Raw genomic sequence first — 25,740 nt, 5'->3', positions numbered from 1 at the left:
GAGGCTATGCGAAGTGACTTCAGTGGCAGAGGTTAGTTTTGGGGCCGAGGAACGGGAGGGGTACGGCCGGTGGAGCGCAGGACAATCGGTGCGACGGCGCTCGAAGTGGGTGCGATCGGCCTCGGGTGCATGCCGATGCACTGGGCGTACAGCGCCTCCCAGCAGAGCGGCGAGACCGCGCTGCGCACCGTCCACGCGGCCCTGGACGCCGGGGCCACGCTGCTGGACACCGCCGACATGTACGGCCCGTTCACCAATGAGTTGCTGGTGGGGCGGGTGTTGCGGGAGCGGCGCTCGGAGGCGTTCATATCGACCAAGTGCGGGCTGCTGGTGGGCGAGCAGCACATCGTCGCCAACGGCCGGCCCGGCTATGTGAAGCGCGCCTGCGACGCCTCGCTGCGGCGCCTGCAGACCGACGTCATCGACCTGTACCAACTGCACCGCCCCGACCCGGAGGTGCCCGTCGAAGAGACCTGGGGGGCGATGGCCGAGCTGGTCTCCGCGGGCAAGGTCCGGGCGCTGGGCTGGTGTGCGATCGGTGCCCGGGCCCGGCGCCGGTACGGCGCGGCGGCCGGGACGGGAGCGGGGATGTACGACGCCACGATCCGCCAGCTGGAGAGGGTGCAGCAGGTCTTCCCCGTCAGCTGTGTCCAGGCCGAGCTGTCGGTCTGGTCGCGGGAGGCGCTGGACCGGCTGGTGCCGTGGTGCGCCTCCCGCGGGGTGGGGCTGCTGGCCGCGATGCCCCTGGGGAACGGATTCCTCAGCGGCACGCTCACCCCGGGGCAGGGGTTCGAGCCGGAGGACGTCCGGGCGCGCCACCCCCGCTTCACCGCGGACATGATGGCCGCCAACCAGCCGATAGTGGCCGGGCTGCGGCGCGTCGCCGACCGCCACGGCGCCACGGCCGCCCAGGTCGCCCTGGCCTGGGTGCTGGCCCAGGGGCGGCACGTGGTGCCGGTGCCGGGGACGAAGAAGGCGCGCTGGGCCGTGCAGAACGCCGGGGCCGCCGGACTGCGGCTGACGGCGCAGGACTTGGCCGAGATCACGGCGCTGCCCGGCGCGATGGGATCGTGGGACTGAGTCGCGGGACCGGGCCGTGGGAACGGGTCGTGGGAACGAGTCGTGGGAACGGGTCGTGGGAACGGGTCGTGGGAACGGGTCGTGGGACCGCGGCGGTGTCGGTGGCGGGGTGTATCAAGGAGGGGTGATCCGCTCCCGCGAGAGGAGACCCTCGTGCGACGCCCGACCGCCGACGCAGCACTGGCCGTGTCCGCGCTGCTGATCGTCACGGGCTGTTCCGGCGGTTCGCCCTCCGAAGGCCCGGCCCCCTCCTCCTCGCGCGCCGGCGCACCCACCGCCCCGGCGGGCTCCGCCCGGGGCTCGGCGGAGGTCGTCGCCACGCTCGCCACCGGGCTCACGTCGCCCTGGGGCGTGGCCCCGCTGCCCGGCGGGGACCTGCTGGTCGGCTCGCGCGACACGGGCACGGTCGTGCGCGTCGCGGCGGTCGGCGGCCGGCGCACGCCGCTGGGCACGGTGCCGGACGTCGCCGCGGCGGGCGAGGGCGGCCTGCTGGGCCTCGCCGCGTCGCCCCGCTACGCCACGGACCACCTGCTGTACGCCTACGTCACCACCGGCTCCGACAACCGCATCGTCCGCATGCCGGTCGACGAGGGGGCGCCGGAGGGCCGGCGGCTGGGCACGCCGGAGGTGGTCCTGCGCGGCATCCCGAAGGGGACGGTGCACAACGGCGGCCGCATCGCCTTCGGCCCCGACGGGATGCTCTACGCCGGTACGGGCGAGAGCGGCCGGCGCGACCTGGCCCAGGACCGGGCGTCCCTGGGCGGCAAGATCCTGCGCCTGACCCCCGAGGGCCGGCCCGCGCCCGGCAATCCCGACCCCGGCTCGGTGGTCTACAGCTACGGGCACCGCAACGTGCAGGGCCTGGCGTGGGACGCGGAGCGGCGGCTGTGGGCGTCGGAGTTCGGCCAGGACACGTGGGACGAGCTCAACCTGGTGGAGCCCGGCGGGAACTACGGCTGGCCGCAGGCCGAGGGCACGGCGCACCGGGCGGGCCTGAAGGACCCGGTGGTGCAGTGGCGGACGACCGACGCCTCACCGAGCGGGCTGGCCTACGCGGCCGGCTCGCTGTGGATGGCCGGGCTGCGGGGCGAGCGGCTGTGGCGCATCCCGCTGCGGGGTTCCGCGGCCGCGGCCGGACCCCGGGCCTTCCTGCACGGGAACTACGGGCGGCTGCGGACTGTTGTTCCCGTGGGGGACGACGGTCTGTGGTTGACGACGAGCAACACCGACGGCAGGGGCAGCCCGGCCGCCGGTGACGACCGGCTGCTGCGGCTGAAGGTGACCTGACGGAAGGGGTGGTGCCGTGTTCAACGTGTTCGAGGAGCTGTTCGCGCCGGGCAGGGAGCACACGGAGGAGGAGTTCAACCGGCTGGAGCTCACCCGGGACGACGTCGGCGACGGGGACCCGGGCAAGGGCCCCATCGACCTCGACTCCGGACAGGTGGTCATCCGGCCACGCCGCGGCTGACGGCCCCGGCACCGGCTGAGCGGCACCCCGGCCTGTGCCGCTCAGCGGCCGAGCGCCACCGCCCCGGCCGGTTCGTCCGTCCGGTCGGCCCGGTGCACCACGGGCGCGGTGGGCAGCGGCACCACGGGCTCGTGCTCCTCCGGCGGCTCGATGCTGATGCGCGGCAGCAGCCGCTCCAGCCAGGTCGGCAGCCACCAGTTGGCGCCGCCGAGCATGTGCATCAGCGCCGGGACCAGCAGCGTCCGCAGGACGAACGCGTCCAGGGCCACGGCCGAGGCCAGGCCGATGCCGAACATCGCGATCACCCGGTCGCCGCTGAGCACGAACGCCAGGAAGACGGAGATCATGATGACCGCCGCGGAGTTGATCACCCGGCTGGTCTCGGCGAGGCCCACGCGGACGGCCCGCGTGTTGTCGCGGGTGGCCAGCCACTCCTCGTACATCCGGCTGACCAGGAAGACCTGGTAGTCCATCGACAGCCCGAAGAGCACCGAGACCATGACCACGGGCAGGAAGGGCTCGATGGGTCCGGCGCCGCCCAGGCCGAGCAGCTCGCTGCCCCAGCCCCACTGGAAGACCGCCACGATGAGGCCGAAGGACGACGCCACGGCGGCGATGTTCATCGCCGCGGCCTTCAGCGGTATGCCGATGCTGCGGAAGGCCAGCAGGAGCAGCAGGCAGCCCAGGCCCACGACGGTGCCCACGAACACCGGGAGCTTGCCCAGTATCACGCCGGCGAAGTCGTCGTAGCCGGCGGTCATGCCGCCCACGCGCACCGCGGGGCCGCTGCCGCCGGTGGCCTTCGGCAGGACCTCCGTCCGCAGCCGGTCCACGAGCTCGCTGGTCGCACGGGACTGGGGCGAGGTGGTGGGAACGACGGTGATGACGCCGGTGTCGCCGCTGCCGTTGAGGACCGAGGGGGTGACGGAGGCGACGCCCGGGGTGTGCCGCAGGGTGTCGGGCAGCTTGTTGAAGGCCAGGCTGTCGGCGGCGCTGCCCAGCGGCGCCACGAGCGTCAGGGGCCCGTTCACGCCGGGCCCGAAGCCGCGGGCCAGCATGTCGTACGCCTGGCGGGTGGTGCTGGAGGCGGGCTGGTTGCCCTGGTCGGAGGTGCCCAGGTGGAGCGAGAGCGTCGGCAGGGCCAGGACGAGCATGACGGCCGCCGCGAGCGTGCCCAGCAGCTTGGGGTGCCGCTCGACCAGCGCCGACCAGCGGGCGGCCAGGCCGGTGGGGGTGTCCGGCCGGGGGCCGTGCTCGGCCAGGTGGCGGCGCTCGCGCCGGCTGAGGGCGCGCTCGCCGATGACGCCGAGCAGCGCGGGCAGGAGCGTGACGGAGGCGGCCACGGTCAGCACGACCGTCAGCGAGGCCGCGAGGGCGACGCCGTTGAGGAAGCTCAGCCGCAGGATCAGCATGCCGAGCAGCGCCACGCAGACGGTGCCGCCGGCGAAGACGACGGCCCGGCCGGTGGTGGCGACGGCCCGTTCGGCCGCGAGCGCGACCGGCAGCCCCTGTTTGAGGCCGCGCCGGTGCCGGGTGACGATGAACAGGGCGTAGTCGATGCCCACGCCGAGGCCGATCAGGGTGCCCAGCATGGGGGCGAAATCGGCCACCTTCATGAGGTGGCTCAGCAGGACGGTGCCCATGGAGGCGGTGCCCACGCCGACGACCGCGGTGGCGATCGGCAGCGCGCTCGCGGCGGGCGAGCCGAAGACGACCAGCAGGACCACCGCCGCCACGGCGATGCCGATGATCTCGCTCAGGTGTCCGCTGGACTCCTGGGACGAGGCGATGCCGCTGCCGCCCAGCGCGACGTGGAGGTTGCCGTCCGCCGCCGCACGGGCGGTCTCGACGACCTTCTCGACCTGCGCCGGCTCCGGGTCGCCGGTGGCGCCGTCGAAGGTGAGGGAGGCGTAGGCGGTGTGCCGGTCGGGGCTGATCTGCGCACTGCCGCGCCCGCCGGTGTACGGGCTGTCCACCGAGGCCACGCCGGGCAGCGCGGCGACCTTGCGGAGGGCGGCGGTCATGCGCTGCTCGACCTCGGCGGAGCGCACGGTCCCCCGGTCGGTGTGCCAGACGATGGTGTCGTCGCCGCCGCGGCCGGGGAACGCCTTCTCCAGCAGGGCCGTCGCGCGGGAGGACTCGGTACCGGGGACGCGGTAGTCGTCGGAGTAGGCGGAGCCGGCGAGGGTGGCCGCTAGGGTCGTGCCGGCCAGCACCACGAGCCACAGGGCGATGACGGCGAGACGGCGGCGCAGGCACCACCGGGCAAGTGAGGTCATAACCTGCTTCCCGGGTAACGCGTCGATCTCGCCGGGACTGGCCCCGTGGTGACGACCGCTGAGGAAGGTTGAGCATGGGACAGAGGGCCCCAGGGGCCCTCTGCCGCCCACTGTGGCAGCGCGGAAAGATCCTTTGTCTGTTTTGTGGGTTATACCACAGTGCACCCGGGTTTATGTCATACGGTAGTGACGGACCGACGATCGGTGACGTCGCTCAGCGGAAGCCGCGCCAGGTGTGGGCGACGTCCACGACGATGTGGTTGTCCTGCTGGAACACCCTGAACGGCAGCCGTCCCCGCACTCCGAGGCCCACCTGTGTGTCGCCCTCGAAGCTGCCCGCGAAGCGGGTGTCCTGGAACGTCCGGTAGCCGCTGACGTCCACGCCGGGCAGCGGGCGGCCCGCCTTGCCGTCGTAGACCGGCTTGCCCGTGGTCGGGTCGTAGCTCGGGGCGGCCACCCGGACCTCCAGGACGGCGCCGCCGCCGACCGGGATGACGTCCCCGGAGCCGTCCTGGTGCAGCTTGTCGACGTACTGCACGCGGTAGCCGACCGGCGCCCCGGTGTCCGGGCCCAGGATGTCGAAGACCATGCGGTCGTAACAGTCGTGCCGGCCGGTCCTGATGTCCCTGAGCGGCTTGTACTCGGTGGCCGTGCTCACCTTGGGCGAGCTCCCCCAGTCGGCCGCGCAGGCCGCGGGAGCCGTCGCCGGGGCCCCGGCCGCCACCGCCGCGCCCGCCGGCAGCGTCGCCGCCAGCCCGGCGCCCGCCAGCAGGAGCGCCGCCAGTCCCGTTGTCACCCGTCGCATGTCCCTACCCCCAGCATTCGCATGCGGGCACGCGGACCGGCCCGCTGTCGCGATCATGCCGGACCGTTTCGGCGTCTGGGACACCTATGGCCGAATTCGGACCGCCCCGGGCGGACCCAGGCCGATTCCCACCGCTCCGGGAACGGCCGATGGCCGCCCCTCCGAAGAGGGACGGCCATCGTGCGCCGTTGACGGCGGGATGCCGAGGGGCCGGAATCAGCCCTCGACGCCCAGCTTCTCCAGGATCAGCTCGCGCACGCGCGCCGCGTCCGCCTGGCCCCGGGTGGCCTTCATGACCGCGCCGACGAGCGCACCCGCCGCCGCGACCTTGCCGGCACGGATCTTGTCGGCGACGGCCGCGTTGGCCGCGATGGCCTCGTCCACGGCCGTGCCCAGCGCGCCCTCGTCGGAGACGACCTTCAGGCCGCGCTTGTCGACGACCTCGTCCGGGTCGCCCTCGCCCGCGAGCACGCCCTCGATGACCTGGCGGGCCAGCTTGTCGTTGAGGGAGCCCTCGGCGACCAGCGCGCACACCCGGGCGACCTGCCCGGGGGTGATCTCCAGGGCGGCGAGGTCGGTACCGGCCTCGTTCGCCCGGCGCGCCAGCTCACCCATCCACCACTTGCGGGCGGAGGCGGCGTCGGCACCGGCCTCGATCGTGGCGACGATCAGGTCGACCGCGCCGGCGTTGAGGATCGACTGCATGTCGTGCTCGGAGACGCCCCACTCCTCGCGCAGCCGGTTGCGGCGCACGCGCGGCAGCTCGGGCAGGGTGGCCCGCAGCTCCTCGACCCACTCGCGGGAGGGGGCCACCGGCACCAGGTCCGGCTCGGGGAAGTAGCGGTAGTCCTCCGCCTCCTCCTTGATGCGGCCGGAGGTGGTGGAGCCGTCCTCCTCGTGGAAGTGACGGGTCTCCTGCAGGATCGTGCCGCCCGAGGACAGCACCGCGGCGTGCCGCTGGATCTCGAAGCGCGCGGCGCGCTCGACCGAACGCAGCGAGTTGACGTTCTTCGTCTCGCTGCGGGTGCCGAACTTCTCGGCGCCCTTCGGCATCAGCGAGAGGTTGACGTCGCAGCGCATCTGGCCCATCTCCATGCGGGCCTCGGAGACGCCGAGCGCCTTGATGAGCTCGCGCAGCTCGGCGACGTACGCCTTGGCGACCTCGGGGGCGCGCTCGCCCGCACCGGTGATCGGCTTGGTGACGATCTCGATGAGGGGGATGCCGGCGCGGTTGTAGTCCAGCAGGGAGTGGGACGCGCCGTGGATGCGGCCGGTGGCACCGCCCACGTGCGTGGACTTGCCGGTGTCCTCCTCCATGTGGGCGCGCTCGATCTCCACGCGGAAGACCTCGCCGTCCTCCAGCTGGACGTCCAGGTAGCCGTTGAAGGCGATGGGCTCGTCGTACTGGGAGGTCTGGAAGTTCTTCGGCATGTCCGGATAGAAGTAATTCTTCCGGGCGAAGCGGCACCACTCGGCGATCTCGCAGTGCAGCGCGAGACCGATCTTCACGGCCGACTCGACGCCGACGGCGTTGACGACCGGCAGGGAGCCGGGCATGCCGAGGCAGGTGGGGCAGGTCTGCGAGTTGGGCTCGGCGCCCAGCTCGGTGGAGCACCCGCAGAACATCTTGGTCTTGGTGCCGAGCTCGACGTGCACCTCGAGCCCCATGACGGGCTCGTAGGTGGCAAGCGCCTCCTCGTACGACACCAGTTCAGTGACGGTCACGGAAAACTAACCTCTCAGTCCCGGCTCAGCCCGCGAGGACGTCGTCGCTGTTCATGCGGCGCAGCTCGCGGACGAGCAGGGCGACGCCGGTGGCGATGGCGGCCGCGGAGACGACCGCGTCCACGAGCTGGAGGGTGTCCTGCTCGCCGCGCGCCTTCTTCGCCTGCTTGGCCACGCTGATCGCACCGAACAGCGTGGTGCCGATGGACAGGTACGTGCCGGCCTTGGACTTCTTGAAGCCCTTGGCCTTGGTCAGCGCGCTCTTCTTGTCGGTGCTCACAGCGACGGTGCCTCCTCGAGAATCGGGTGGCCCCAGCGCTCGGTGAACGCGGCCTCGACCGCGGCACCGACCTTGTAGAGCCGGTCGTCCTTCATGGCGGGAGCGATGATCTGCAGACCGACCGGCAGCCCGTCCTCGGGCGCGAGGCCACAGGGCAGCGACATGGCGGAGTTGCCCGCCAGGTTGGTCGGGATGGTGCACAGGTCCGCGAGGTACATCGCCATCGGGTCGTCCGCGCGCTCGCCGATCGCGAAGGCGGTGGTCGGCGTGGTCGGGGAGACGATCACGTCGACCTGCTCGAAAGCGGTGTCGAAGTCGCGCGAGATGAGCGTGCGGACCTTCTGCGCGGAGCCGTAGTACGCGTCGTAGTAGCCGGAGCTCAGCGCGTAGGTGCCGAGCATGACGCGGCGCTTGACCTCGGGACCGAAGCCGGCCTCGCGGGTCAGGGCGGTGACGTCCTCGGCCGAACGGGTGCCGTCGTCGCCGACGCGCAGGCCGTAGCGCATGGCGTCGAAGCGGGCCAGGTTCGAGGAGCACTCGGACGGCGCGATGAGGTAGTACGCGGCCAGCGCCAGGTCGAAGGACGGGCAGTCCAGCTCGACGATCTCGGCGCCGAGCTCCTTGAGGAGCTCCACGGACTCGTCGAAGCGCTGGATGACACCGGCCTGGTAGCCCTCGCCGCGGAACTGCTTGACGACGCCGACGCGCATGCCGGCGACGGAGCCGTTGCGGGCGGCCTCGACGACCGGCGGGACCGGGGCGTCGATGGAGGTGGAGTCCAGCGGGTCGTGGCCGGCGATGACCTCGTGCAGCAGGGCCGCGTCCAGGACCGTGCGGGCACAGGGACCGCCCTGGTCGAGGGAGGACGAGAAGGCCACCATGCCGTAGCGGGAGACCGCGCCGTAGGTGGGCTTGACGCCGACCGTGCCGGTGACGGCGGCGGGCTGGCGGATGGAGCCGCCGGTGTCCGTGCCGATGGCCAGGGGGGCCTCGTAGGCGGCGAGCGCCGCGGAGGAACCGCCGCCGGAGCCGCCGGGGATCTTGGTGAGGTCCCAGGGGTTGCCGGTGGGGCCGTAGGCGCTGTTCTCGGTGGAGGACCCCATGGCGAACTCGTCCATGTTGGTCTTGCCGAGGATGACGACGTCGGCGTCCTTCAGACGCTTGGTGAGCGTCGCGTCGTACGGCGGGATCCAGCCTTCGAGGATCTTGGAGCCGACGGTGGTCGGGACGCCCTTGGTGGTGAAGATGTCCTTCAGGGCGAGCGGGACGCCGGCCAGCGGGCCGAGCTTCTCGCCGCGCTCGCGCTTGGCGTCGACCTCGCGCGCCTGGGCGAGCGCGCCCTCGCGGTCGACGTGCAGGAAGGCGTGGACCTTCTCGTCGACGGCCTCGATGCGGGCCAGGTGGGCCTCGGCGACCTCGACGGCCGTGAGCTCGCCGGAGGCCACCTTCGCGGCGATCTCCGCGGCGGTGAGCTTGATGATCTCCGTCATGTGGTCAGTCCTCCCCCAGGATCTGCGGCACCTTGAAACGCTGCTGCTCCTGGGCGGGGGCGCCGGAGAGCGCCTCCTCGGGGGTCAGCGACGGGCGGACCTCGTCCGGCCGCATGACGTTGGTCAGGGGCAGCGGGTGGGAGGTCGGGGGGACGTCCTCGTCGGCCACATCGGAAACGCGGGCGACCGCGCCGATGATCACGTCGAGCTGTTCGGCGAAGTGGTCGAGCTCTTCGGCCTTCAGCTCCAGACGCGACAGCCGGGCGAGGTGGGCGACCTCCTCGCGCGTGATGCCAGGCATGCAGCGATCCTCAAGGGTGGGTGGTGGTGGGCGTACGGCTTTCGCCCCAATCCTATGGCGCCGCCGCCCGTGCCTGCGAAACGGTTTCGCGGCGGCAGGTGGATCTTCGCCCGACGGCACGTGGATCTTCGCCCTGCCCGGCCGGAAAACCGGCCGCGCCGCCCGCCGCTACGTCACCGGCTGGTCGGCGTCCTCCTCGGCCGCTTCGGCCGCCGCGGCCGCCAGCGGCTCGTGCTCCCGGCGCCACCCGGACTCGTGGCGCAGCCGCAGCCAGGCCGTCGTCTCGTCCGGCGGCATCGCGGCGGCCACCAGCCAGCCCTGCACCGCGTCGCACCCCAGGTCGCGCAGCCGCTCCCAGGTCTCGTCGTCCTCCACGCCCTCCGCGACGACCAGCAGCCCGAGCGAATGGGCGAGGTCGAGGGTGCACCGGACGATCTCGGCGTCCTCGTTGTCGATGGCGAGCCGGGCGACGAACGAACGGTCGATCTTGAGCTCGCTCACCGGCAGCCGGCGCAGGTGGACGAGCGAGGAGTAGCCCGTCCCGAAGTCGTCGAGGGACATCTTCACGCCGTGGCCGGTGAGGCCGGCCAGGGTGTCCGCGGCCCGCTGGGGGTCCTCCAGCAGGACGTGCTCGGTTATCTCCAGCTGCAGCGCCCCGGCGGGGACGCCGTGCCGGGCGAGCCGGGCGGCGACCGAGCCGGCGAAGCCGGGGGTGTGGACGTCGCGCGGCGAGACGTTGACGGCGACCGGGACCTCCAGGCCCATGGCCCGCCACTTGGCGACCTGGCACAGGGCGGTCTCCAGGACGTACTCGGTCAGCCGGGGCATGAGCCCGGAGGACTCCGCGATGGCGATGAACTCGTCCGGCGAGACCCGGCCCCGCTCGGGGTGGACCCACCGCACGAGCGCCTCCAGCCCCTCCACATGGCCGTCGAAGCCGACCTTGGGCTGGTAGTGCAGCTCGACGTCGCCGGCGTCCAGGGCGCGCCGGAGGTCGCCCAACAGGCCGAGCCGGTCGGGGGTGTTGCCGTCGCGGCGGGCCTCGTAGACCTCGACGCCGCTGCGGTCGCGCTTGGCCTGGTACATCGCCACGTCGGCGCGGCGCAGGAGCCCTTCCGCGTCGAGCGCGTGGTCGGGGTAGACGGCCACGCCCGCGCTGGCCTCCAGGACGAGGGTGAGTCCGTCGAGGTCGAGGGGCGAGCCCAGGTCGGCGACGAGCGCACGGGCCACCCGCTGGGCGCTGGTGAGGGAGTCGGCGGTGGGCAGCAGCACGGCGAACTCGTCGCCGCCGAGGCGGGCGGCCTCGGCGTCGCGCGGGAGGGCGAGGCGCAGCCGTTCGGCTATCTGGAGGAGCAGCCGGTCACCGGCGAGGTGCCCGAGGGTGTCGTTGACGGACCGGAAGCGGTCGAGGTCGATCAGGACGAGCGCGGCGCGGTCCCCGGCGCGCTCGGCCTCGTCCAGGGCGGTCCAGGTGCGCTCCAGCAGCCACTGGCGGTTGGGCAGGCCGGTGAGGGGGTCGCGCAGCTGCTCCTCGGCGCGGGCGCGGGCGATCCAGAGGGTGGAGTCCAGGGCGATGAGGGGCACCGCGAAGAGCGGCAGCAGCAGGGGCGCGTGGTCGGCGACGACGGCGATGAGCGGGGCGATGCCGAGGAGAGCACCGCCGACCAGGGCCTGCCGCATGAGGGCCGTGCGGGCGATGCTGGTCAGCGCGGCGCGCGGGGCCATGGAGTACCAGAGCAGGGCGCGGGTGACGGCGAGGTAGAGGAACGCGGCGAGGGCGACCCTGGGGGCGGCGGAGACCCGCCAGGTGTCGGGCAGCCAGGGGTCCTCGACGGCGGCGGTGACGCCGCAGGCGGCGAGGGCGAGTCCGGCGGCGGCGATGCCGAGGATGTCGACCGCGCCGTGCAGTAACGCCTGCCGCCATCGGTGGCGCCGGGCGGTGGCCACCAGGGTGACGACCGCGATGCTGGTGAGGGCGGAGGGGACCCAGCCGTAGAGCAGCAGGACGGCCAGGGTCAGGGCGGCACCGGATCCGGTGCCGCCCCACCAGCGGTCGCGCCCGAGGGCGACGAGATGGGCGACGATGAGCCCGGTGAGCGCCGCCAGCGACCAGCCGACGGTGCCCCCGGGGAAGAGGGCCCGGTCCGTGACGAGCGCGCGGAACGTCCCGACGGTGAACGCCAGCGCGGCCAGGGCCACGCAGACCGTGGGCAGCGCGGGCGGGGATAGCCGGCGCGGCCGCGATGCCGGTTCGGCGCTGTCGGTGGGTTTCATGCCCGTCCCTCTCACAGCCGGCGGTGCCCGCGCCACGGCAGGCGCACATCTCAACAGTAGGGCGCAGAAGGCTACGGCGGGCAGCGATCGGCAGCGGTTGCCCGAATGGGATCCGGCCTTCTGCAGCCATCTGGTATGCGCTGTAGGGGTAATGCCCACTGACTATGCGGGCATTACTCCGTGGGGGTGACCTCCTGGGGCACGGCGGCCTCGCGCGCCGCCTCGGGCCCTTCGTTCAGGAGTACGACGAAGCCGTCCTCCTCCAGCACGGGGACCTTCAGCTGCATCGCCTTGTCGAACTTCGAACCGGGGTTGTCACCGACGACCACGAAGTCCGTCTTCTTCGACACCGACCCGGTCACCTTCGCGCCCTGCTGCTGCAGCGCCTCCTTCGCGCCGTCGCGGGTGTAGCCCGAGAGGGTGCCGGTGACGACGACGGTGAGTCCGGCCAGCGGACGCGGTCCCTCGTCCGTGGCGGCCTCCTCCTCCATCCGGACGCCGGCGGCCCGCCACTTCTCGATGATCTCGCGGTGCCAGTCCTCGGCGAACCACTCCTTGACCGCGGTGGCGATGGTGTCGGAGACGCCCTCCACGGCGGCGAGCTCCTCCTCGCTCGCCGCGGCGATGCGGTCGATCGAGCGGAACTCACGGGCCAGCGCGGCCGCGGCGACGGGGCCCACGTGACGGATGGACAGGCCGTTGATGACGCGGGCGAGCGGGCGCTGCCTGGCGGCCTGGATGTTCTCCAGCATGGCCAGGGCGTTCTTCTTCGGTTCACCCTTCTGGTTGGCGAAGAAGGTGACGACCTTCGCCTCGCCCGTCTTGGGGTCGCGCTTGGGCAGGCCGCTGTCCGGGTCCACCACGTACGACTTGATGGGCAGCAGCTCCTCGATCGTCAGACCGAAGAGGTCGCCCTCGTTCGCCATGGGCGGGGTGGCGGGCTCCAGCGGCTGGGTGAGGGCGGTGGCCGCCACGTAGCCGAAGTTCTCGATGTCGAGGCACTCGCGGCCCACCAGGTAGTAGAGCCGCTCACGGGTCTGGGCCGGGCAGGAGCGGGCGTTGGGGCACCGCAGGTCGATGTCCCCTTCCTTCATCGGGCGCAGCCCTGTGCCGCACTCCGGGCACTCGGCGGGCATCACGAACTCCCGCTCGGTGCCGTCGCGCAGGTCCACCACGGGGCCGAGGACCTCGGGGATCACGTCGCCCGCCTTGCGGATGACGACGGTGTCGCCGATGAGGACGCCCTTGGCCTTGACGACCTCCTGGTTGTGCAGGGTGGCGAACTCGACCTCGGATCCGGCGACGGTGACGGGCTCGAAGACCGCCTGCGGGGTCACCCGGCCCGTGCGGCCGACGCCGACGCGGATGTCGAGGAGCTTGGTGTTGACCTCCTCGGGCGGGTACTTCCAGGCGATGGCCCAGCGCGGGGCGCGCGCGGTGGAGCCGAGGCGCCCCTGGAGGGGGATCTCGTCGAGCTTGACGACGACGCCGTCGATCTCGTGCTCCATGGAGTGCCGGACCTTCGGCTGGCCGTAGTGCGCGATGAACTTCCGCACGTCGTCCAGGGAGTCGAGCACCTGGGCGTGCGCGGCGGTCGGCAGGCCCCATGCGCGCAGCAGGTCGTACGCCTGCGACTGGCGGTCGATGGCGAAGCCCTCGCGCGCGCCGACGCCGTGCACCACCATGTGCAGGGGCCGGGTGGCGGTCACGCGCGGGTCCTTCTGGCGCAGCGAACCGGCCGCCGCGTTGCGCGGGTTGGCGAAGGGGGCCTTGCCCGCCTCCACCAGACGGGCGTTGAGCTCCTCGAACTTCTCCATCGGGAAGTAGACCTCGCCGCGCACCTCGACGAGCGCGGGGATGCGGTCGCCCTGGAGCCGGTCGGGGATCTCTTCGATGGTGCGGATGTTCGGCGTGATGTCCTCGCCGGTGCGGCCGTCGCCGCGCGTGGCGGCGCGGGTGAGCCGGCCGTTCTCGTACGTCAGGTTGACGGCGAGGCCGTCGACCTTCAGCTCGCACAGGTAGTGGTAGCGGGTGCCCTCGCCGATGTCCTTGGCGATGCGGTCGGCCCAGGCGCCCAGCTCCTCGTCGTCGAAGGCGTTGTCGAGGGAGAGCATGCGCTCGCGGTGCTCGACGGAGGTGAACTCCGTCTGGTACGCCCCCGCCACCTTCTGGGTGGGCGAGTCGGGGGTGCGCAGCGGCGCGTACTCCTCCTCCAGCGCCTCCAGTTCGCGCAGGAGGGTGTCGAACTCGGCGTCGCTGACGACGGGGGCGTCCTTGACGTAATAGCGGAAGCGGTGCTCCTCGACCTGCTCGGCCAGCAGTGCGTGCTTCTCCCGCGCCTTCGCGGGCACCGCGGCCTGCGCCGCGAGCGCTTCGAGCTCTTCGCCTTGCTGTTCGACAGCCACCGTCTCGTCCTCCCGTTGATCCATGAGCGCCGTCACTCAGGGTTGTCTGCGAGTGATTTCGCCGCCCGGACGCAGTGCGCGAGGGCCGCGCGGGCATATGCGGGCGAAGCGCCCGCGAGCCCGCACGAGGGGGTGACCACCACGGACTCGGCGAGAGTCCCCGGCGACAGCCCCAGCCTGCGCCACAGCGTCCTGACACCCATGACGCTACCGGCAGGGTCTGACAATGGGCTGTCCACGCCGGGCACCACGCCCGCGAAGAGGGTCGTGCCCGCCTCGACGGCCTCACCGATCGCCTCGTCCTCACGCTCGGTGAGGAGCGAGAAATCGAACGAGACGCCCGTGGCGCCGGCCCGGCGCAGCAGCGCGAAGGGGACGCCGGGAGCACACGAGTGCACGACGAGCGCTCCGCCGGGGCTCTCCTGCGCCACGGCCGCCAGTTCCCGCAGCGCGCCCTCCACCACGGCCCGGTCGACGGCACGGTGGGTGCGGTAGCCGCTGGCGGTGCGGACCTGCCCGCGCAGCACGGCGGGCAGCGACGGCTCGTCCAGCTGCAGCACGACGCGGGCGCCCGGGATCCGGCGGCGCACCTCCGCGAGGTGCGCCCGCAGGCCCTCGGCGAGGGAGGCGGTGAGGTCCCGGCAGGCCCCGGCATCGCTCAGCGCGGCCTCGCCGCCGCGCAGCTCCAGCGCGGCGGCGAGCGTCCACGGCCCGACGGCCGAGACCTTCAGCACTCCCTCGTACTCCTGGGTGAACTCCTCCAGGGCGTCGAGGTCCTCGCCCAGCCAGGACCGGGCGCGGCGCGTGTCGCGGCCGGGCCGGTCGCTGATCCGCCAGCCGCTGGGCTCGACGTGCGCGAAGACCTCGACCAGCAGGCCGGCGGTCCGGCCGATCATGTCGGCGCCGGGGCCGCGCGCGGGCAGCTCCGGCAGGTGCGGAAGGGTCTCCAGCGACCCGGTGACGGTCTTGGCGGTCTCGCGTGCGTCGCCGCCGGGCATCGAGCCGACGCCGGTCGCGGTCCCGGCGCCCCACAGGGGGCGGTTGCTGTTCTTCTCGCTCACCCAGGAAGGGTACGAGACCGCGACCTCCGGCTCAGCTTCCCGAGTACCCGGGGCGGACGGAGAGGTCGTGGATCTCCGCGTCGCGCGGCAGGTCGAGGGCCAGCAGCACGGTCGCCGCGACCGACGAGGGGGCGATCCACTTGTCCGGCGTGTAGGCGTTGCCCTCCTGCTGCTGCACGCCGGCCTGCATGGGCGTGGCCACGCGGCCGGGGTAGACGCTCGTGACGCGCACGCCGTTGGTGTGCTCCTCGCCGCGCAGGGAGTCGGCCAGCGCCTTCAGGCCGTGCTTGCTCGCGGCGTACGCGCCCCACTCGGGGCGCGCGGTCACCCCGGCACCGGAGTTGAGGAAGACGACGTGGCCGCGGGAGATGCGCAGCTGCGGCAGGAGCAGGCGGGTCAGCTCGGCCGGCGCGACCAGGTTGACGGCGAGCGTGCGGTTCCACCGCTTCGTGCTCAGCTCGCCGACCGCGCCGAGGTCCGAGATGCCGGCGATGTGCAGGAGGGAGTCGAGCCGGTCGGGCAGGGTCTGGTGGCTGAGGGCCCAGGAGAGCCGGTCGGGGGTGTCGAGGTCGGCCACGAGCGTGTGGGCGCCGGGGAACCGTGCGGCCAGGTCCTTGGCCCGGCCCGCGTCCCGCGCCACGAGCCACAGTTCGTCGCCGCGCTCGTGCAGGCGCTGGGCGACCGCCTCGCCGATTCCCGAGCCTGCACCGGTGATCAGATGTGTTGCCATGTCCCCAGCTTGCCCTAGCGCACCCTTGCGGACTCCTCCAGGTAGGTCATCGCCCCCACGCCGTCCTCGGCGAAGAAGACCAGGTCGGTGAGGGGGAGCGGCAGGAAGCCCTCCGCCTCCATCCGCTGGAACTGCTGCTTGAGACCGTCGTAGAAGCCGGCCGCGTTCAGCAGCACCACGGGCTTGTCGTGCAGTCCGTGCTTCTTCAGCTCCAGGATCTCCGTGGCCTCGTCCAGGGTGCCGGTGCCGCCCACCATGACGACGACGGCGTCGCCGCGCGCCAGCAACTGCGCCTTGCGGGCGGCGAGGTCCTCGGTCACCAGCATCTCGTCGGCGTTCTTGCGGGCCTTCGCGGCGAGGAACTCCACCGTGACCCCCACCAGGCGCCCGCCGTGGTCCTGCACGCCGTCGGCCATCACCTTCATCAGCCCCGACTCCGACCCGCCCCACACCAGCGTGTGCCCGCCCTTGCCGATGAGGGCCGCGAACTCGCGGGCCGGTGCGGTGTAGCGGTCGTCGAGGTCGGCGGCGGAGCAGAAGACGGTGATGTTCATAAGCGCCACGGTACGCCGCATAGACGCGGGTCGGTGGCTATGCACGGGTTTAAACCGGCCCCCGGTCAGGGTTCGGAATCTGTTGTATCGCAAACCCATCACGGTGTTACCGCCGGTATGGCCATGGGCCGACGGGCTGTCTAACGTGACGGGGCCCGTCGGCGACCCCGCCGACACGCCCTCCCCCATCCCCCACAACGGGCGCAAATCCAAGCAATTTACTGAGAGCAGCCATAGTGAAGCTTCGTTACCTCCGCGCCGCCGCCGTGTCCGGATTCGCCGTCATCGCCCTCACCGGGGCGAGCGGGAGCGGATGCAGCAGCGATTCGGGCGAGCAGGGCTCTGGCTCGGACGCCACGCCCACCGCCGGCACCGCGACCGGCGAGGACGATGCCGGCGACGCCCGCAGGGACGTCGAGATCTCCAATTGCGCATATGCCGACAAGAAGGGCATCACGGCCCAGCTGAGCGCCACCAACGGCAGTGCGACGGCGTCCTACACGTACAAGGTCACCGTGAAGTTCACGGCCCCGGACGGCACTCCCCTGGCCACCCAGACCCCCTCCCTCCCCTACGTCCGCCCCGGCCGCACCGACACGGCCGACGTCGCGACCCCGTACACCCCCAAGCCGGGGGCTTCCACCACCGGCGCCAAGTGCGAGATCACCGACGTGGTCCGCAGCATCGGCTGAGCCCGCGGGGGCCTTGCCCCGGCAGGGCCCCTATGGCCTGTTTTCGGCCAGCTCGCGTTCTGGTTCGGAACCCGTTCCGTCGCGACCGCGTCACAGAACGCTCCTGGATTTGGCGGCCTGTAAAGGCGTTGTTAGCGTGACGTGCGCTCGTCAATCGAGCAGGGAAACAAGCCACTTCGAAAACAAGCCACTCCAACGGGGGAGTTCTCAGCGTGAAGCTTCGTCATGCCCGCGCGGTCGCCGTCAGCGCACTCGTCGTCGTCGCCCTGACGGGCGCACGCGGTCACCACGGCGGCAGCTGCGGTGGCGGATCCAGCCACAGCAGCAGCTCCTCCTCGGGCGGCTCGTCGACCAGCGGCGGCACCAGCAGCGGCACCACCGGCGGCGACTCCTCCGGCGGCACGTTCGGCAGCACCACGAGCGGCGGTACGACCAGCGGTGGCACGACCACCGGCGGCACCACCACGTCCGGCACCTCGGGCGACTCCACGACGGGCGGCTCGTCGACCACCATCGGCGGCTCCGGCGGCAGCCGCAACGACGCCATGCGCGACGTCAAGATCAACGACTGCGCCTACACCGACCGCCTGGGCATCACGGCCAAGCTCAGCGCCACCAACAGCAGCGCCACGCTCAAGTACACCTACCGCCTGACGGTGAAGTTCACCGCCCCCGACGGCACCGTCACCACCCGCAACCCGTCGATGCCCTACGTGATGCCGGGCAAGACGAGCACGCTCGACGTCTCCACCCCGTACGTCCCCAAGCCGGGCTCCCCGAACAGCGGCGGCAAGTGCGAGGTCACCAACGTCCTGCGGACGATCGAGCACTGATCCCGAAACCGGAGGCGGGGGCTCGTGAGCGACCCCCGCCTCCGGCGTCCGGGACGCCTCAGGCGCTCTGCGCCCGCACCCGCTCCGTCGCCGCGATCGTCGCCGAGCCGACCACGCGCGTGTCGTCGTAGAGCACGATCGCCTGGCCCGGGGCCACGCCGCGGACCGGCTCGGTGAAGGTCACCCGGAGCTCGTCGCCGACCAGCTCCGCCGTCACCTCGGTCTCGCCGCCGTGCGCCCGCAGCTGGGCGGTGTACGTGCCCGGGCCCTGCGGGGCGGCCCCGCACCAGCGCGGCTTGATCGCCGTCAGCGCCGAGACGTCCAGGGACGCCGCCGGGCCGACCGTCACCGTGTTGTTCACCGGGGAGATGTCCAGGACGTAGCGCGGCTTGCCGTCCGGGGCGGGGTGGCCGATGCGCAGGCCCTTGCGCTGGCCGATGGTGAAGCCGTAGGCCCCCTCGTGGGTGCCGATCTTGGTGCCGGACTCGTCGACGATGTCGCCCTCGGCCTTGCCCAGGCGCTTGGCCAGGAAGCCCTGGGTGTCGCCGTCGGCGATGAAGCAGATGTCGTGGCTGTCGGGCTTCTTCGCCACGGCCAGGCCGCGCCGCTCGGCCTCGGCGCGGATCTCGTCCTTGGTGGTGAGCGTGTCGCCCAGCGGGAACATCGCGTGGGCCAGCTGCCTGTCGTCCAGGACGCCCAGCACGTACGACTGGTCCTTGGCCATGTCGCTGGCCCGGTGCAGCTCGCGGGTGCCGTCCTCGTTGACGACGACCGTGGCGTAGTGACCGGTGCACACCGCGTCGAAGCCCAGCGCGAGCGCCTTGTCGAGCAGCGCCGCGAACTTGATCTTCTCGTTGCAGCGCAGGCAGGGGTTCGGGGTGCGCCCGGCCTCGTACTCGGCGACGAAGTCCTCGACGACGTCCTCGCGGAAACGCTCGGCGAGGTCCCAGCAGTAGAAGGGGATGCCGATGACGTCGGCGGCGCGACGGGCGTCGCGGGAGTCCTCGATGGTGCAGCAGCCGCGGGCGCCCGTCCGGAAGGACTGGGGGTTCGCGGACAGCGCGAGGTGCACGCCGGTCACGTCGTGGCCGGCCTCGACGGCGCGGGCCGCGGCGACGGCGGAGTCGACGCCGCCGGACATGGCGGCCAGAACGCGGAGTCCCTTGCGGGGGGCCTGGGGATCGGGTGCACCCGGGAAGTCAGTCATAGCCCTACCAGGGTACGGGGCGGGTGAGGGGCCCGGTCCCACCGTTTTCCGGGGCTCCGCCCCGGACCCCGGTCCTCAAACGCCGGACGGGCTGAAATCGGCCCGCTAGCTCAGCCCCGCGCTCCGGGCCCGCTCCACCACCGGGCCGATGGCCTCGACGACCGCCGCGACGTCGTCGCGCGTCGACGTGTGCCCCAAAGAGAAGCGCAGCGTCCCCCGCGCCAGCTCGGGATCCGTCCCCGTCGCCAGGACGACGTGGCTGGGCTGGGCGACGCCGGCCGTGCAGGCCGAGCCCGTGGAGCACTCGATGCCCTGGGCGTCCAGGAGCAGCAGGAGCGAGTCGCCCTCGCAGCCGGGGAAGGAGAAGTGGGCGTTGGCGGGCAGCCGGCCCGCCGGGTCCGGGTCGCCGCCGAGGACCGCCTCCGGCACGGCCGCCCGGACGCCGGCGATCAGCTCGTCCCGCAGCGCCCCCACCTCGCGCGCGAAGTCCGGGCGCCGCTCGGCGGCCAGCGTGCCCGCGACGGCGAACGCGGCGATGGCCGGCACGTCCAGCGTCCCGGAGCGCACGTGCCGCTCCTGCCCGCCGCCGTGCAGCAGCGGCACGGGGGCGTACTGGCGGCCCAGCAGCAGGGCGCCGACCCCGTACGGGCCTCCGACCTTGTGGGCGGTGACGGTCATCGCGGCCAGCCCGGAGGCGGCGAAGCCGACGTCCAGCTGGCCGTACGCCTGCACGGCGTCGGAGTGCAGCGGGACGTCGAACTCGGCGGCCGCCTCGGCCAGTTCGCGCACCGCCATGACGGTGCCGATCTCGTTGTTGGCCCACATGACGGTGGCCAGGGCCACGTCGGCGGGGTTCCGGGCGATCGCCTCGCGCAGCGCCTGGGGGTGCACGCGTCCGCAGGCGTCGACCGGCAGGTATTCGACGTTCGCGCCCTCGTGGGTGGCGAGCCAGTCGACGGCGTCGAGCACGGCATGGTGCTCCACGGGGCTGGCCAGCACGCGCGTACGGGCCGGGTCGGCGGCGCGGCGCGCCCAGAACAGGCCCTTGACGGCGAGGTTGTCGGCTTCGGTGCCGCCCGCGGTGAACACCACTTCGCTGGGGCGCGCGCCGAGCGAGGCCGCGAGCGATTCGCGCGCCTCCTCGACGGTGCGGCGCGCCCGCCGCCCGGCGGCGTGCAGCGAGGAGGCGTTTCCGGCGAGGGCGAGCTGGGCGGTCATCGCCTGCACCGCCTCCGGAAGCATCGGGGTGGTGGCGGCGTGGTCGAGGTAGGCCATGGTGGGCACGATTCTACGAGGTGGCCCCCGGGGCGGTAGCGAGCGTTCCAGGTCACGGGCGGGGGGCGGGCGCGTACTGCGCCACGACCGCCGCCGCCAGCTGCGCCAGGTCCTCGCGCACCGCCTCCGGGGACAGCACCTCCAGGTCCGGTCCGAAGGACAGCAGTGCCCGGGCGGAACGGACCTCGGGCAGGGCGAGCTCCACGGTGGCCGGGTCGCCGCCGGAGGGCGGGCCGGTGAGCAGGGGGCCGTGCAGGCGGAGGAACATGTCGAGGCGGGAGCGCCGGATCCGGGCGGTGACCAGCACGTCCGCCGGCCGTTGTTCGACGTCCCGGCGCAGCGCGTCCCAGACGTCCGCCAGCTCCACGCCCGCACGGCGGCGGACGGGTGCGTCGGTGACGGCGGCCGCGCCCACGCGGTCCGCGCGGAAGAGCCGCGGCTCGCCGTCGCGGTCCGCGACGAGGTACCAGACGCCGGCCTTGGCGACGAGCCCGTAGGGGTCGACGGTGTAGGCGCGCGGCTCGCTGCTGCCGCCGTGCCGGTAGTGCAGCCGCAGCCGGCGGTCGGTGAAGACCGCCGTGTGAAGGTCCTCGACGTCCACGGCGGGGGCGGGTGCCGGGGTCCTCATCCAGCGGACGGGGTCGACGAGGACGCGCCGGCTGGTGGCCTCGGCGGCGGGGCGGTGCGGGGCGGGCAGGGCGGCCATGACCTTGCGGAGCGCGGAGCCGAGGGCGCCTTCGAGGCCGAGGGCGGAGTGCGTGCCCTCGGCGGCGAGGACGAACAGGGCGCGGGCCTCGTCGGCGGTCAGCCCGGTGACGTCCGTGCGGTAGCCGGGGAGCAGCGCGATGCCGCCGTGGCGGCCGCGTTCGGTGTAGACGGGGACGCCGGCCGCGGAGAGCGCTTCGACGTCGCGGTAGATGGTGCGCACCGACACGTCGAGGCGCTGGGCGAGTTCGGCGGCGGGCACCCGCCCGCGGGTCTGGAGCAGCAGGAGTATCGACAGCAGGCGGTCGGACTTCACGGGGGTCGCCGTGCCTTTCGGGTGCGGTCCGTCGGGGGCGCCGGGGCAGGTCCTCCGGCGGGGCGCGCCGTCGTGTCGGTCTCGCCGGAAAACATGACGGCAGGTGTCAGGTTATGCACGGAAGCTGTTCCCGAACCGATCACCCCGGGCAGCCGGGCCGCCGGACAAGGAGCCGTCATGACCACCACCGCCTTCGACCCCCGTCCCCTCGTCGACCGCGCCACCGCCCAGCTGGCGGCGCTCGTCGCCGCCGTGCCGGCCGCCCGGCTCGGCGACCCGACGCCGTGCGCCGCATTCGACGTGCGCGATCTGCTCGCGCACCTCGTCTCCGGCGTGCAGGACGGGGCGGTGATCGGCGAGACGGGCGAGGTCGCGTGGGGCGAGCCGCCGGCCGGCGTGCCGGACAACGGCTGGGGACGCGCCTACGACGAGGCCCGGGCCCGCCTCGCCGCCGCGTGGGCGGACGACGCGGCGCTGGAGCGGGTGCTGGAGCTGCCGTGGGGGACGTTCCCGGGCCGGGTCTTCCTGACGTCGGGCATGGTGCTGGAGACGGTGGCCCACACAGGGGACCTCGCGCAGGCCGTGGGGCACCCGCTCCCCCTCGACCAGGAGCTCGCGGAGCTCGCCCTGGGCTGGGCGCGGGAGTTCGTACCGGCCGGGCGGCGCGGGGAGGGCGTGCCGTTCGGGCCGGTGCAGCCGGCGCCCGAGGGGGCGGACGCGTACGCGCGGCTGGCGGCCTGGCTGGGCCGTACGGTCTAGCCGCGCGCGCCCGCCGGGGCCACGGCGGCGTGGGGCGCCGAGGGCGCGGAAACGTTACGCCCGTTGATTACCCGGCAGTAGGATCCTCGGTCGCCGCGCTGCGCCGGTGCCAGGCGCGCGGGGCCCGCCAGTTGTAGTGCATGGCCAGCAGGCGCAGCACGAACGCCGTGGCGGCCGAGAGCATGCTGGTGGTGACGTTGAGGGCGCCGTAGTGGATCAGCAGCGCGGCCATGGTGGAGCCGACCATGGCCGGCACAGCGTACAGGTCGCGGTCCCAGCGCAGCAGCGAGGGCACCTCGTGGGCGAGCACGTCGCGCAGCACGCCGCCGCCGACGGCCGTGGCCAGCCCGAGGGTCGCCGCGAAGGTGAGGCCGAGCCCGTGCCCGTACGCCTTGACGGTGCCGGCGACGCAGAAGAGCCCGAGGCCGGCGGCGTCGAAGACGTTCACCGCCTTGGTGATCCGCTCCACCTCCGGGTGGAGGAAGAAGACGATCAGCGTGGCCACCAGGGGGGTGAGGAAGTAGCCCAGGTCCGTGAAGGCCGCGGGCGGCACGGCACCGATGATCAGATCCCGGAACAGCCCGCCGCCCAGCGCGGTGACCTCTGCCAGGACCGCCATGCCGAAGACGTCGAAGTTCTTGCGGACGGCGAGCAGCGCGCCGGAGATGGCGAAGACGAAGATCCCGGCGAGGTCGAGCGAGTGCTGGACGGAGGGACTGAACAGATCGGTGAGCACGCGACATTCTTACTCGCCGCGGACGGTGTCCCTGACAAGCTACCTGCGGGCGCCGCCGCCGGGCGCGGGCAGCGGCGGCCGCCCGGGGCGCGAGAGCCAGGTGGCGAAGAGATCGCCGAGGTCCTTGCGGGAGACCGCCTCGGCGAGCCCGGTGAACTGGGAGGTGCGGACGTTGCCGTGCCGGTGCAGCTTGGTCCACAGCGGCAGCAGCCGGAAGAACGCCCGGTCGCCGATCCGCTCGCGCAGCACCTGCAGGGTCATCGCGCCGCGGAAGTAGACGGCCCGGGAGAACATGGTGTCGCGCTGCGGATCGGCAATGTTGATCTTCCAGAAGGGGTCGTCGGGCTTGTGCTCCTGGTACGCCGCCAGGAAGGACTGGTGGGTGGTCCTGCGCCCCTTGTGCTCGTCCCACAGCCACTCGGCGTAGGTGGCGAAGCCCTCGTTGAGCCAGATGTCCTTCCACTGCCGCACCGAGACGGAATCGCCGAACCACTGGTGCGCCAGCTCGTGGACGACGGTCGACTCGTCGCGCACGGCCGAGAAGACGGGCTTGGTCTGGGTCTCCAGCGAGAACTCCGCCTCCGGCATGTCGTCGACGACGGCGCCGGTCTCCTCGAAGGGGTACGGGCCGAAGACCTTCGACCAGTGGTCGGTGGCCTCGGCCGTGATGCCGTAGAAGTCGAGGCCGCCGGCCAGGGCGGGGTCGGTGGCGACGTAGACGGGGATGCCGCCGGGGGTGGTGCCCTTCTTGACGTCGAACTTCCCGATGGTGGCGGTGGCCAGGTAGGGCGCCATGGGCTTGGACTCCCGCCAGTGGGCGACGGTGGTCCGGCCCCGCTCGTGGGTGGCGAGCAGCCGGCCGTTGGAGACCGCGGTCAGTCCCCTGGGGGCCCTGATGCGGATGTCGAAGGTCGCCTTGTCGGTGGGGTGGTCGCTGGCCGGGAACCAGGTGGAGGCGCCGTTGGGCTCGCAGCCGACGAAGACGCCGTCCTTGGTCTTCATCCAGCCGTACTTGGAGCCGAAGACGATGGGGCCGCTGAGCGGGCGGGGTACGCCGCCGTAGACGACGGTGGTGGTGAAGGTGCGGCCCTGGGGCAGCGGGATCACCGGGTGGATCCTCAGTTCGCCGCCCTCGCGGGTGAAGGCGGCGGGCAGGCCGTTCACCTCGACCGAGGTGACCTTGAGCTGCTGCAGGTCCAGGTTGAAGGCGGACAGGCTCCGTGTGGTCCGCGCGGTGAGCGTCGCCCGGCCGTCGAGCCGGCCGGTGTCGGGGGCGTAGCCGACGTCCAGGTCGTAGTGGCGGACGTCGAAGCCGCCGTTGCCGAGGCCGGGGAAGTACGGGTCGCCTATGCCCGCCGCGCCGGGGGCGGGGAGGGTGGCGGCCGGGGCGGTGACGGGGCTGGAGACCAGCACGAAGACGGACGCCGCCGCGGTGGCCAGGGCGAGGAACCAGCGCCCCGGCCGGCACCGGGCCGGGTGGAGGAGGCGGCGCCGCGCCGGGCGTATCAGGTGCTGCCGGGCCCGGCGCACGACGCGCTGCCGGGTCCTGCGTATGGAGTGGTGCCGGGTCGGGCGGGAGAGTGCCATGAGCCGTCCCTTCGCACGCGCGAGCCCTCTGCCAGCGGACGCGCCGACTCTGCACCCTCCCCTCTCGCGGTGCTCACGTGTGCCGGATTGCTGTCACGGGCATCGGAAGTCAGCTTGGCACGGCCCCTATGCGGGCGCACCTTCCCTTACTGCTTCGGTGGGAGCCTCCTCCGGGTGGTGGCACGCCACCCGGTGCCCGGGGAGCAGTGCCGTCAGGGGCGGCTCCTGCTGCTTGCAGACCTCGGTCGCCTTCCAGCACCGGGTGTGGAAGCGGCAGCCCGGCGGCGGGGAGATCGGCGAGGGCACGTCGCCGGTGAGCAGGATGCGCTCGCGCCGGGCGCGCCGCCGGGGGTCCGGCACGGGCACGGCGGACAGCAGGGCCTTGGTGTACGGATGCAGGGGCGCGGCGTAGAGGGAGCTGCGGTCGGTGAGCTCCACGATCTTGCCGAGGTACATCACGGCGATGCGGTCCGAGACGTGCCGGATGACGGACAGGTCGTGCGCGATGATCACGTACGTGAGCCCGAGTTCGTCCTGCAGGTCGTCGAGCAGGTTGACGACCTGGGCCTGGATGGAGACGTCGAGCGCGGAGACGGGCTCGTCGGCGACCACGAGCCTGGGCTTGAGGGCGAGGGCCCGGGCGATGCCGATGCGCTGCCGCTGGCCGCCGGAGAACTCGTGCGGATAGCGGTTGTAGTGCTCGGGGTTGAGGCCGACGAGCTCCAGCAGCCGCTGGACCTCCTTCTTCACCCCGCCCTCGGGCGTGATGCCCTGGAGCCGGAACGGGGCGCCGACGATCGTGCCGACCGTGTGCCGGGGGTTCAGCGAGGAGTACGGGTCCTGGAAGATCATCTGGATGTCGCGGCGCATCGGCCGCATGCCGGCCACCCCCAGGTGGCTGATGTCCCGCCCGTCGAACGCGATGGTGCCGGCGGTGGGTTCCAGCAGCCGGGTGATCAGCCGGCCCATGGTCGACTTGCCGCAGCCGGACTCCCCCACCACGCCCAGGGTCTCGCCCGCGCGGACCTCGAAGTCCAGGCCGTCCACGGCCTGCACCGCGCCCGCCTGACGGCGCAGCAGCCCCTTGGTGATGGGGAAGTGCTTGACGAGGCCCTCGACCTTGAGGAGGGGCTCGGCCGCCGCGGGCGCCGGCTGCTTCGGGATGCTCATCTCCGGTT

General features: G+C 72.8%; 23 protein-coding genes. 6 read left to right on the top strand and 17 right to left on the bottom strand.

All coding sequences use genetic code 11. The features are described from left to right. The first annotated feature begins 69 nt into the window (after positions 1–69). The 3 genes from IE182_RS12960 to IE182_RS12950 all read left to right on the top strand — a co-directional run bounded on the left by IE182_RS12960 (position 70) and on the right by IE182_RS12950 (position 2,548). A complete protein-coding gene (locus IE182_RS12960; protein ID WP_190109922.1) occupies positions 70–1,080 on the top strand; it encodes an aldo/keto reductase in 1,011 nt (336 codons plus the stop codon). A 153-nt stretch (positions 1,081–1,233) separates the two neighbouring features. Further along, entirely contained in the window at positions 1,234–2,367 is a 1,134-nt protein-coding gene (locus IE182_RS12955; RefSeq protein ID WP_190109921.1) for a PQQ-dependent sugar dehydrogenase, read from the top strand. Positions 2,368–2,383: 16 nt separating this feature from the next. Continuing rightward, a complete protein-coding gene (locus IE182_RS12950) occupies positions 2,384–2,548 on the top strand; it encodes a DUF6191 domain-containing protein (RefSeq protein ID WP_190109920.1) in 165 nt (54 codons plus the stop codon). Positions 2,549–2,589: 41 nt separating this feature from the next. Here the strand turns inward: IE182_RS12950 and IE182_RS12945 are convergent, their stop codons facing one another. From IE182_RS12945 to IE182_RS12895, 11 genes are all read right to left on the bottom strand, one after another. Beyond that, positions 2,590–4,827 (bottom strand): MMPL family transporter, encoded by a 2,238-nt coding sequence (locus tag IE182_RS12945; RefSeq protein WP_190109919.1) that lies wholly within the window; start codon positions 4,825–4,827, stop codon positions 2,590–2,592. 214 nt (positions 4,828–5,041) lie between these two features. Further along, positions 5,042–5,632 carry an AMIN-like domain-containing (lipo)protein gene (locus tag IE182_RS12940; protein WP_190109918.1) on the bottom strand — a complete coding sequence of 197 codons (591 nt, stop codon included), beginning with the start codon at positions 5,630–5,632 and terminating at the stop codon, positions 5,042–5,044. 216 nt (positions 5,633–5,848) lie between these two features. Continuing rightward, positions 5,849–7,357 (bottom strand): Asp-tRNA(Asn)/Glu-tRNA(Gln) amidotransferase subunit GatB, encoded by a 1,509-nt coding sequence (gatB, locus tag IE182_RS12935; protein WP_190109917.1) that lies wholly within the window; start codon positions 7,355–7,357, stop codon positions 5,849–5,851. Between the two features lie 25 nt (positions 7,358–7,382). Further along, positions 7,383–7,637 carry a hypothetical protein gene (locus IE182_RS12930; RefSeq protein WP_190109916.1) on the bottom strand — a complete coding sequence of 85 codons (255 nt, stop codon included), beginning with the start codon at positions 7,635–7,637 and terminating at the stop codon, positions 7,383–7,385. Next, entirely contained in the window at positions 7,634–9,127 is a 1,494-nt protein-coding gene (gatA, locus tag IE182_RS12925) for an Asp-tRNA(Asn)/Glu-tRNA(Gln) amidotransferase subunit GatA (protein WP_190109915.1), read from the bottom strand. Before gatA ends, IE182_RS12930 begins: the two co-directional genes overlap by 4 nt. Positions 9,128–9,131: 4 nt before the next feature. Beyond that, positions 9,132–9,428, bottom strand: coding sequence for an Asp-tRNA(Asn)/Glu-tRNA(Gln) amidotransferase subunit GatC (gatC, locus tag IE182_RS12920; RefSeq protein WP_190109914.1), 297 nt, complete (start codon positions 9,426–9,428; stop codon positions 9,132–9,134). Positions 9,429–9,596: 168 nt separating this feature from the next. Next, positions 9,597–11,702 (bottom strand): putative bifunctional diguanylate cyclase/phosphodiesterase, encoded by a 2,106-nt coding sequence (locus IE182_RS12915; RefSeq protein ID WP_190109913.1) that lies wholly within the window; start codon positions 11,700–11,702, stop codon positions 9,597–9,599. Between the two features lie 173 nt (positions 11,703–11,875). After that, positions 11,876–14,131 (bottom strand): NAD-dependent DNA ligase LigA, encoded by a 2,256-nt coding sequence (ligA, locus tag IE182_RS12910; RefSeq protein ID WP_190109912.1) that lies wholly within the window; start codon positions 14,129–14,131, stop codon positions 11,876–11,878. Positions 14,132–14,139: 8 nt separating this feature from the next. Then, positions 14,140–15,168, bottom strand: a complete 1,029-nt coding sequence (locus tag IE182_RS12905) for a methionine synthase (protein WP_190109911.1) — start codon at positions 15,166–15,168, stop codon at positions 14,140–14,142. A gap of 31 nt (positions 15,169–15,199) precedes the next feature. Next, the gene (locus tag IE182_RS12900; RefSeq protein ID WP_190109910.1) at positions 15,200–15,898 is read right to left on the bottom strand and encodes an SDR family oxidoreductase; all 699 of its coding nucleotides are present in this window, start codon (positions 15,896–15,898) and stop codon (positions 15,200–15,202) included. A 14-nt stretch (positions 15,899–15,912) separates the two neighbouring features. Next, positions 15,913–16,452, bottom strand: coding sequence for an LOG family protein (locus tag IE182_RS12895; protein WP_190109909.1), 540 nt, complete (start codon positions 16,450–16,452; stop codon positions 15,913–15,915). A gap of 236 nt (positions 16,453–16,688) precedes the next feature. Here IE182_RS12895 and IE182_RS12890 point away from each other — a divergent pair, with 236 nt between their 5' ends. After that, positions 16,689–17,144 (top strand): hypothetical protein, encoded by a 456-nt coding sequence (locus IE182_RS12890; protein WP_190109908.1) that lies wholly within the window; start codon positions 16,689–16,691, stop codon positions 17,142–17,144. A 212-nt stretch (positions 17,145–17,356) separates the two neighbouring features. Next, positions 17,357–17,977 carry a hypothetical protein gene (locus IE182_RS12885; protein WP_190109907.1) on the top strand — a complete coding sequence of 207 codons (621 nt, stop codon included), beginning with the start codon at positions 17,357–17,359 and terminating at the stop codon, positions 17,975–17,977. Positions 17,978–18,035: 58 nt separating this feature from the next. Here IE182_RS12885 and mnmA read toward each other — a convergent pair whose 3' ends face one another. The 3 genes from mnmA to IE182_RS12870 all read right to left on the bottom strand — a co-directional run bounded on the left by mnmA (position 18,036) and on the right by IE182_RS12870 (position 21,480). Continuing rightward, positions 18,036–19,184, bottom strand: a complete 1,149-nt coding sequence (gene mnmA, locus IE182_RS12880) for a tRNA 2-thiouridine(34) synthase MnmA (protein ID WP_190109906.1) — start codon at positions 19,182–19,184, stop codon at positions 18,036–18,038. 105 nt (positions 19,185–19,289) lie between these two features. Next, positions 19,290–20,459, bottom strand: a complete 1,170-nt coding sequence (locus IE182_RS12875) for a cysteine desulfurase family protein (RefSeq protein WP_190109905.1) — start codon at positions 20,457–20,459, stop codon at positions 19,290–19,292. A 52-nt stretch (positions 20,460–20,511) separates the two neighbouring features. Further along, positions 20,512–21,480, bottom strand: coding sequence for a helix-turn-helix transcriptional regulator (locus IE182_RS12870; protein ID WP_190109904.1), 969 nt, complete (start codon positions 21,478–21,480; stop codon positions 20,512–20,514). 177 nt (positions 21,481–21,657) lie between these two features. Here IE182_RS12870 and IE182_RS12865 point away from each other — a divergent pair, with 177 nt between their 5' ends. Beyond that, entirely contained in the window at positions 21,658–22,239 is a 582-nt protein-coding gene (locus IE182_RS12865) for a TIGR03086 family metal-binding protein (RefSeq protein ID WP_190109903.1), read from the top strand. A gap of 67 nt (positions 22,240–22,306) precedes the next feature. Here IE182_RS12865 and IE182_RS12860 read toward each other — a convergent pair whose 3' ends face one another. The 3 genes from IE182_RS12860 to IE182_RS12850 form a co-directional block, all read right to left on the bottom strand. Next, entirely contained in the window at positions 22,307–22,975 is a 669-nt protein-coding gene (locus IE182_RS12860; RefSeq protein ID WP_190109902.1) for a trimeric intracellular cation channel family protein, read from the bottom strand. Between the two features lie 39 nt (positions 22,976–23,014). Continuing rightward, the gene (locus IE182_RS12855) at positions 23,015–24,562 is read right to left on the bottom strand and encodes a M1 family metallopeptidase (protein ID WP_190109901.1); all 1,548 of its coding nucleotides are present in this window, start codon (positions 24,560–24,562) and stop codon (positions 23,015–23,017) included. Between the two features lie 126 nt (positions 24,563–24,688). Beyond that, positions 24,689–25,732 (bottom strand): ABC transporter ATP-binding protein, encoded by a 1,044-nt coding sequence (locus tag IE182_RS12850; protein WP_190109900.1) that lies wholly within the window; start codon positions 25,730–25,732, stop codon positions 24,689–24,691. Positions 25,733–25,740 lie beyond the last annotated feature (8 nt).

The sequence above is a fragment of the Streptomyces cinnamoneus genome (assembly GCF_014650495.1).
In the GTDB taxonomy this organism is placed as follows: Bacteria; Actinomycetota; Actinomycetes; order Streptomycetales; family Streptomycetaceae; genus Streptomyces; species Streptomyces cinnamoneus.
This window is presented reverse-complemented; position numbering and strand designations above follow the sequence as displayed.

Bases quoted from the DNA above. Each gene is read 5' to 3' on its own strand.
- IE182_RS12895 (WP_190109909.1), bottom strand. From the start codon at position 16,452: ATGAACATCACCGTCTTCTGCTCCGCCGCCGACCTCGACGACCGCTAC.
- IE182_RS12855 (WP_190109901.1), bottom strand. From the start codon at position 24,562: ATGGCACTCTCCCGCCCGACCCGGCACCACTCCATACGCAGGACCCGG.
- IE182_RS12865 (WP_190109903.1), top strand. From the start codon at position 21,658: ATGACCACCACCGCCTTCGACCCCCGTCCCCTCGTCGACCGCGCCACC.
- mnmA (WP_190109906.1), bottom strand. From the start codon at position 19,184: ATGACTGACTTCCCGGGTGCACCCGATCCCCAGGCCCCCCGCAAGGGA.
- gatA (WP_190109915.1), bottom strand. From the start codon at position 9,127: ATGACGGAGATCATCAAGCTCACCGCCGCGGAGATCGCCGCGAAGGTG.
- ligA (WP_190109912.1), bottom strand. From the start codon at position 14,131: ATGGATCAACGGGAGGACGAGACGGTGGCTGTCGAACAGCAAGGCGAA.
- IE182_RS12850 (WP_190109900.1), bottom strand. From the start codon at position 25,732: ATGAGCATCCCGAAGCAGCCGGCGCCCGCGGCGGCCGAGCCCCTCCTC.
- IE182_RS12875 (WP_190109905.1), bottom strand. From the start codon at position 20,459: ATGGCCTACCTCGACCACGCCGCCACCACCCCGATGCTTCCGGAGGCG.
- IE182_RS12900 (WP_190109910.1), bottom strand. From the start codon at position 15,898: ATGGCAACACATCTGATCACCGGTGCAGGCTCGGGAATCGGCGAGGCG.
- IE182_RS12940 (WP_190109918.1), bottom strand. From the start codon at position 5,632: ATGCGACGGGTGACAACGGGACTGGCGGCGCTCCTGCTGGCGGGCGCC.
- gatC (WP_190109914.1), bottom strand. From the start codon at position 9,428: ATGCCTGGCATCACGCGCGAGGAGGTCGCCCACCTCGCCCGGCTGTCG.
- IE182_RS12945 (WP_190109919.1), bottom strand. From the start codon at position 4,827: ATGACCTCACTTGCCCGGTGGTGCCTGCGCCGCCGTCTCGCCGTCATC.
- IE182_RS12915 (WP_190109913.1), bottom strand. From the start codon at position 11,702: ATGAAACCCACCGACAGCGCCGAACCGGCATCGCGGCCGCGCCGGCTA.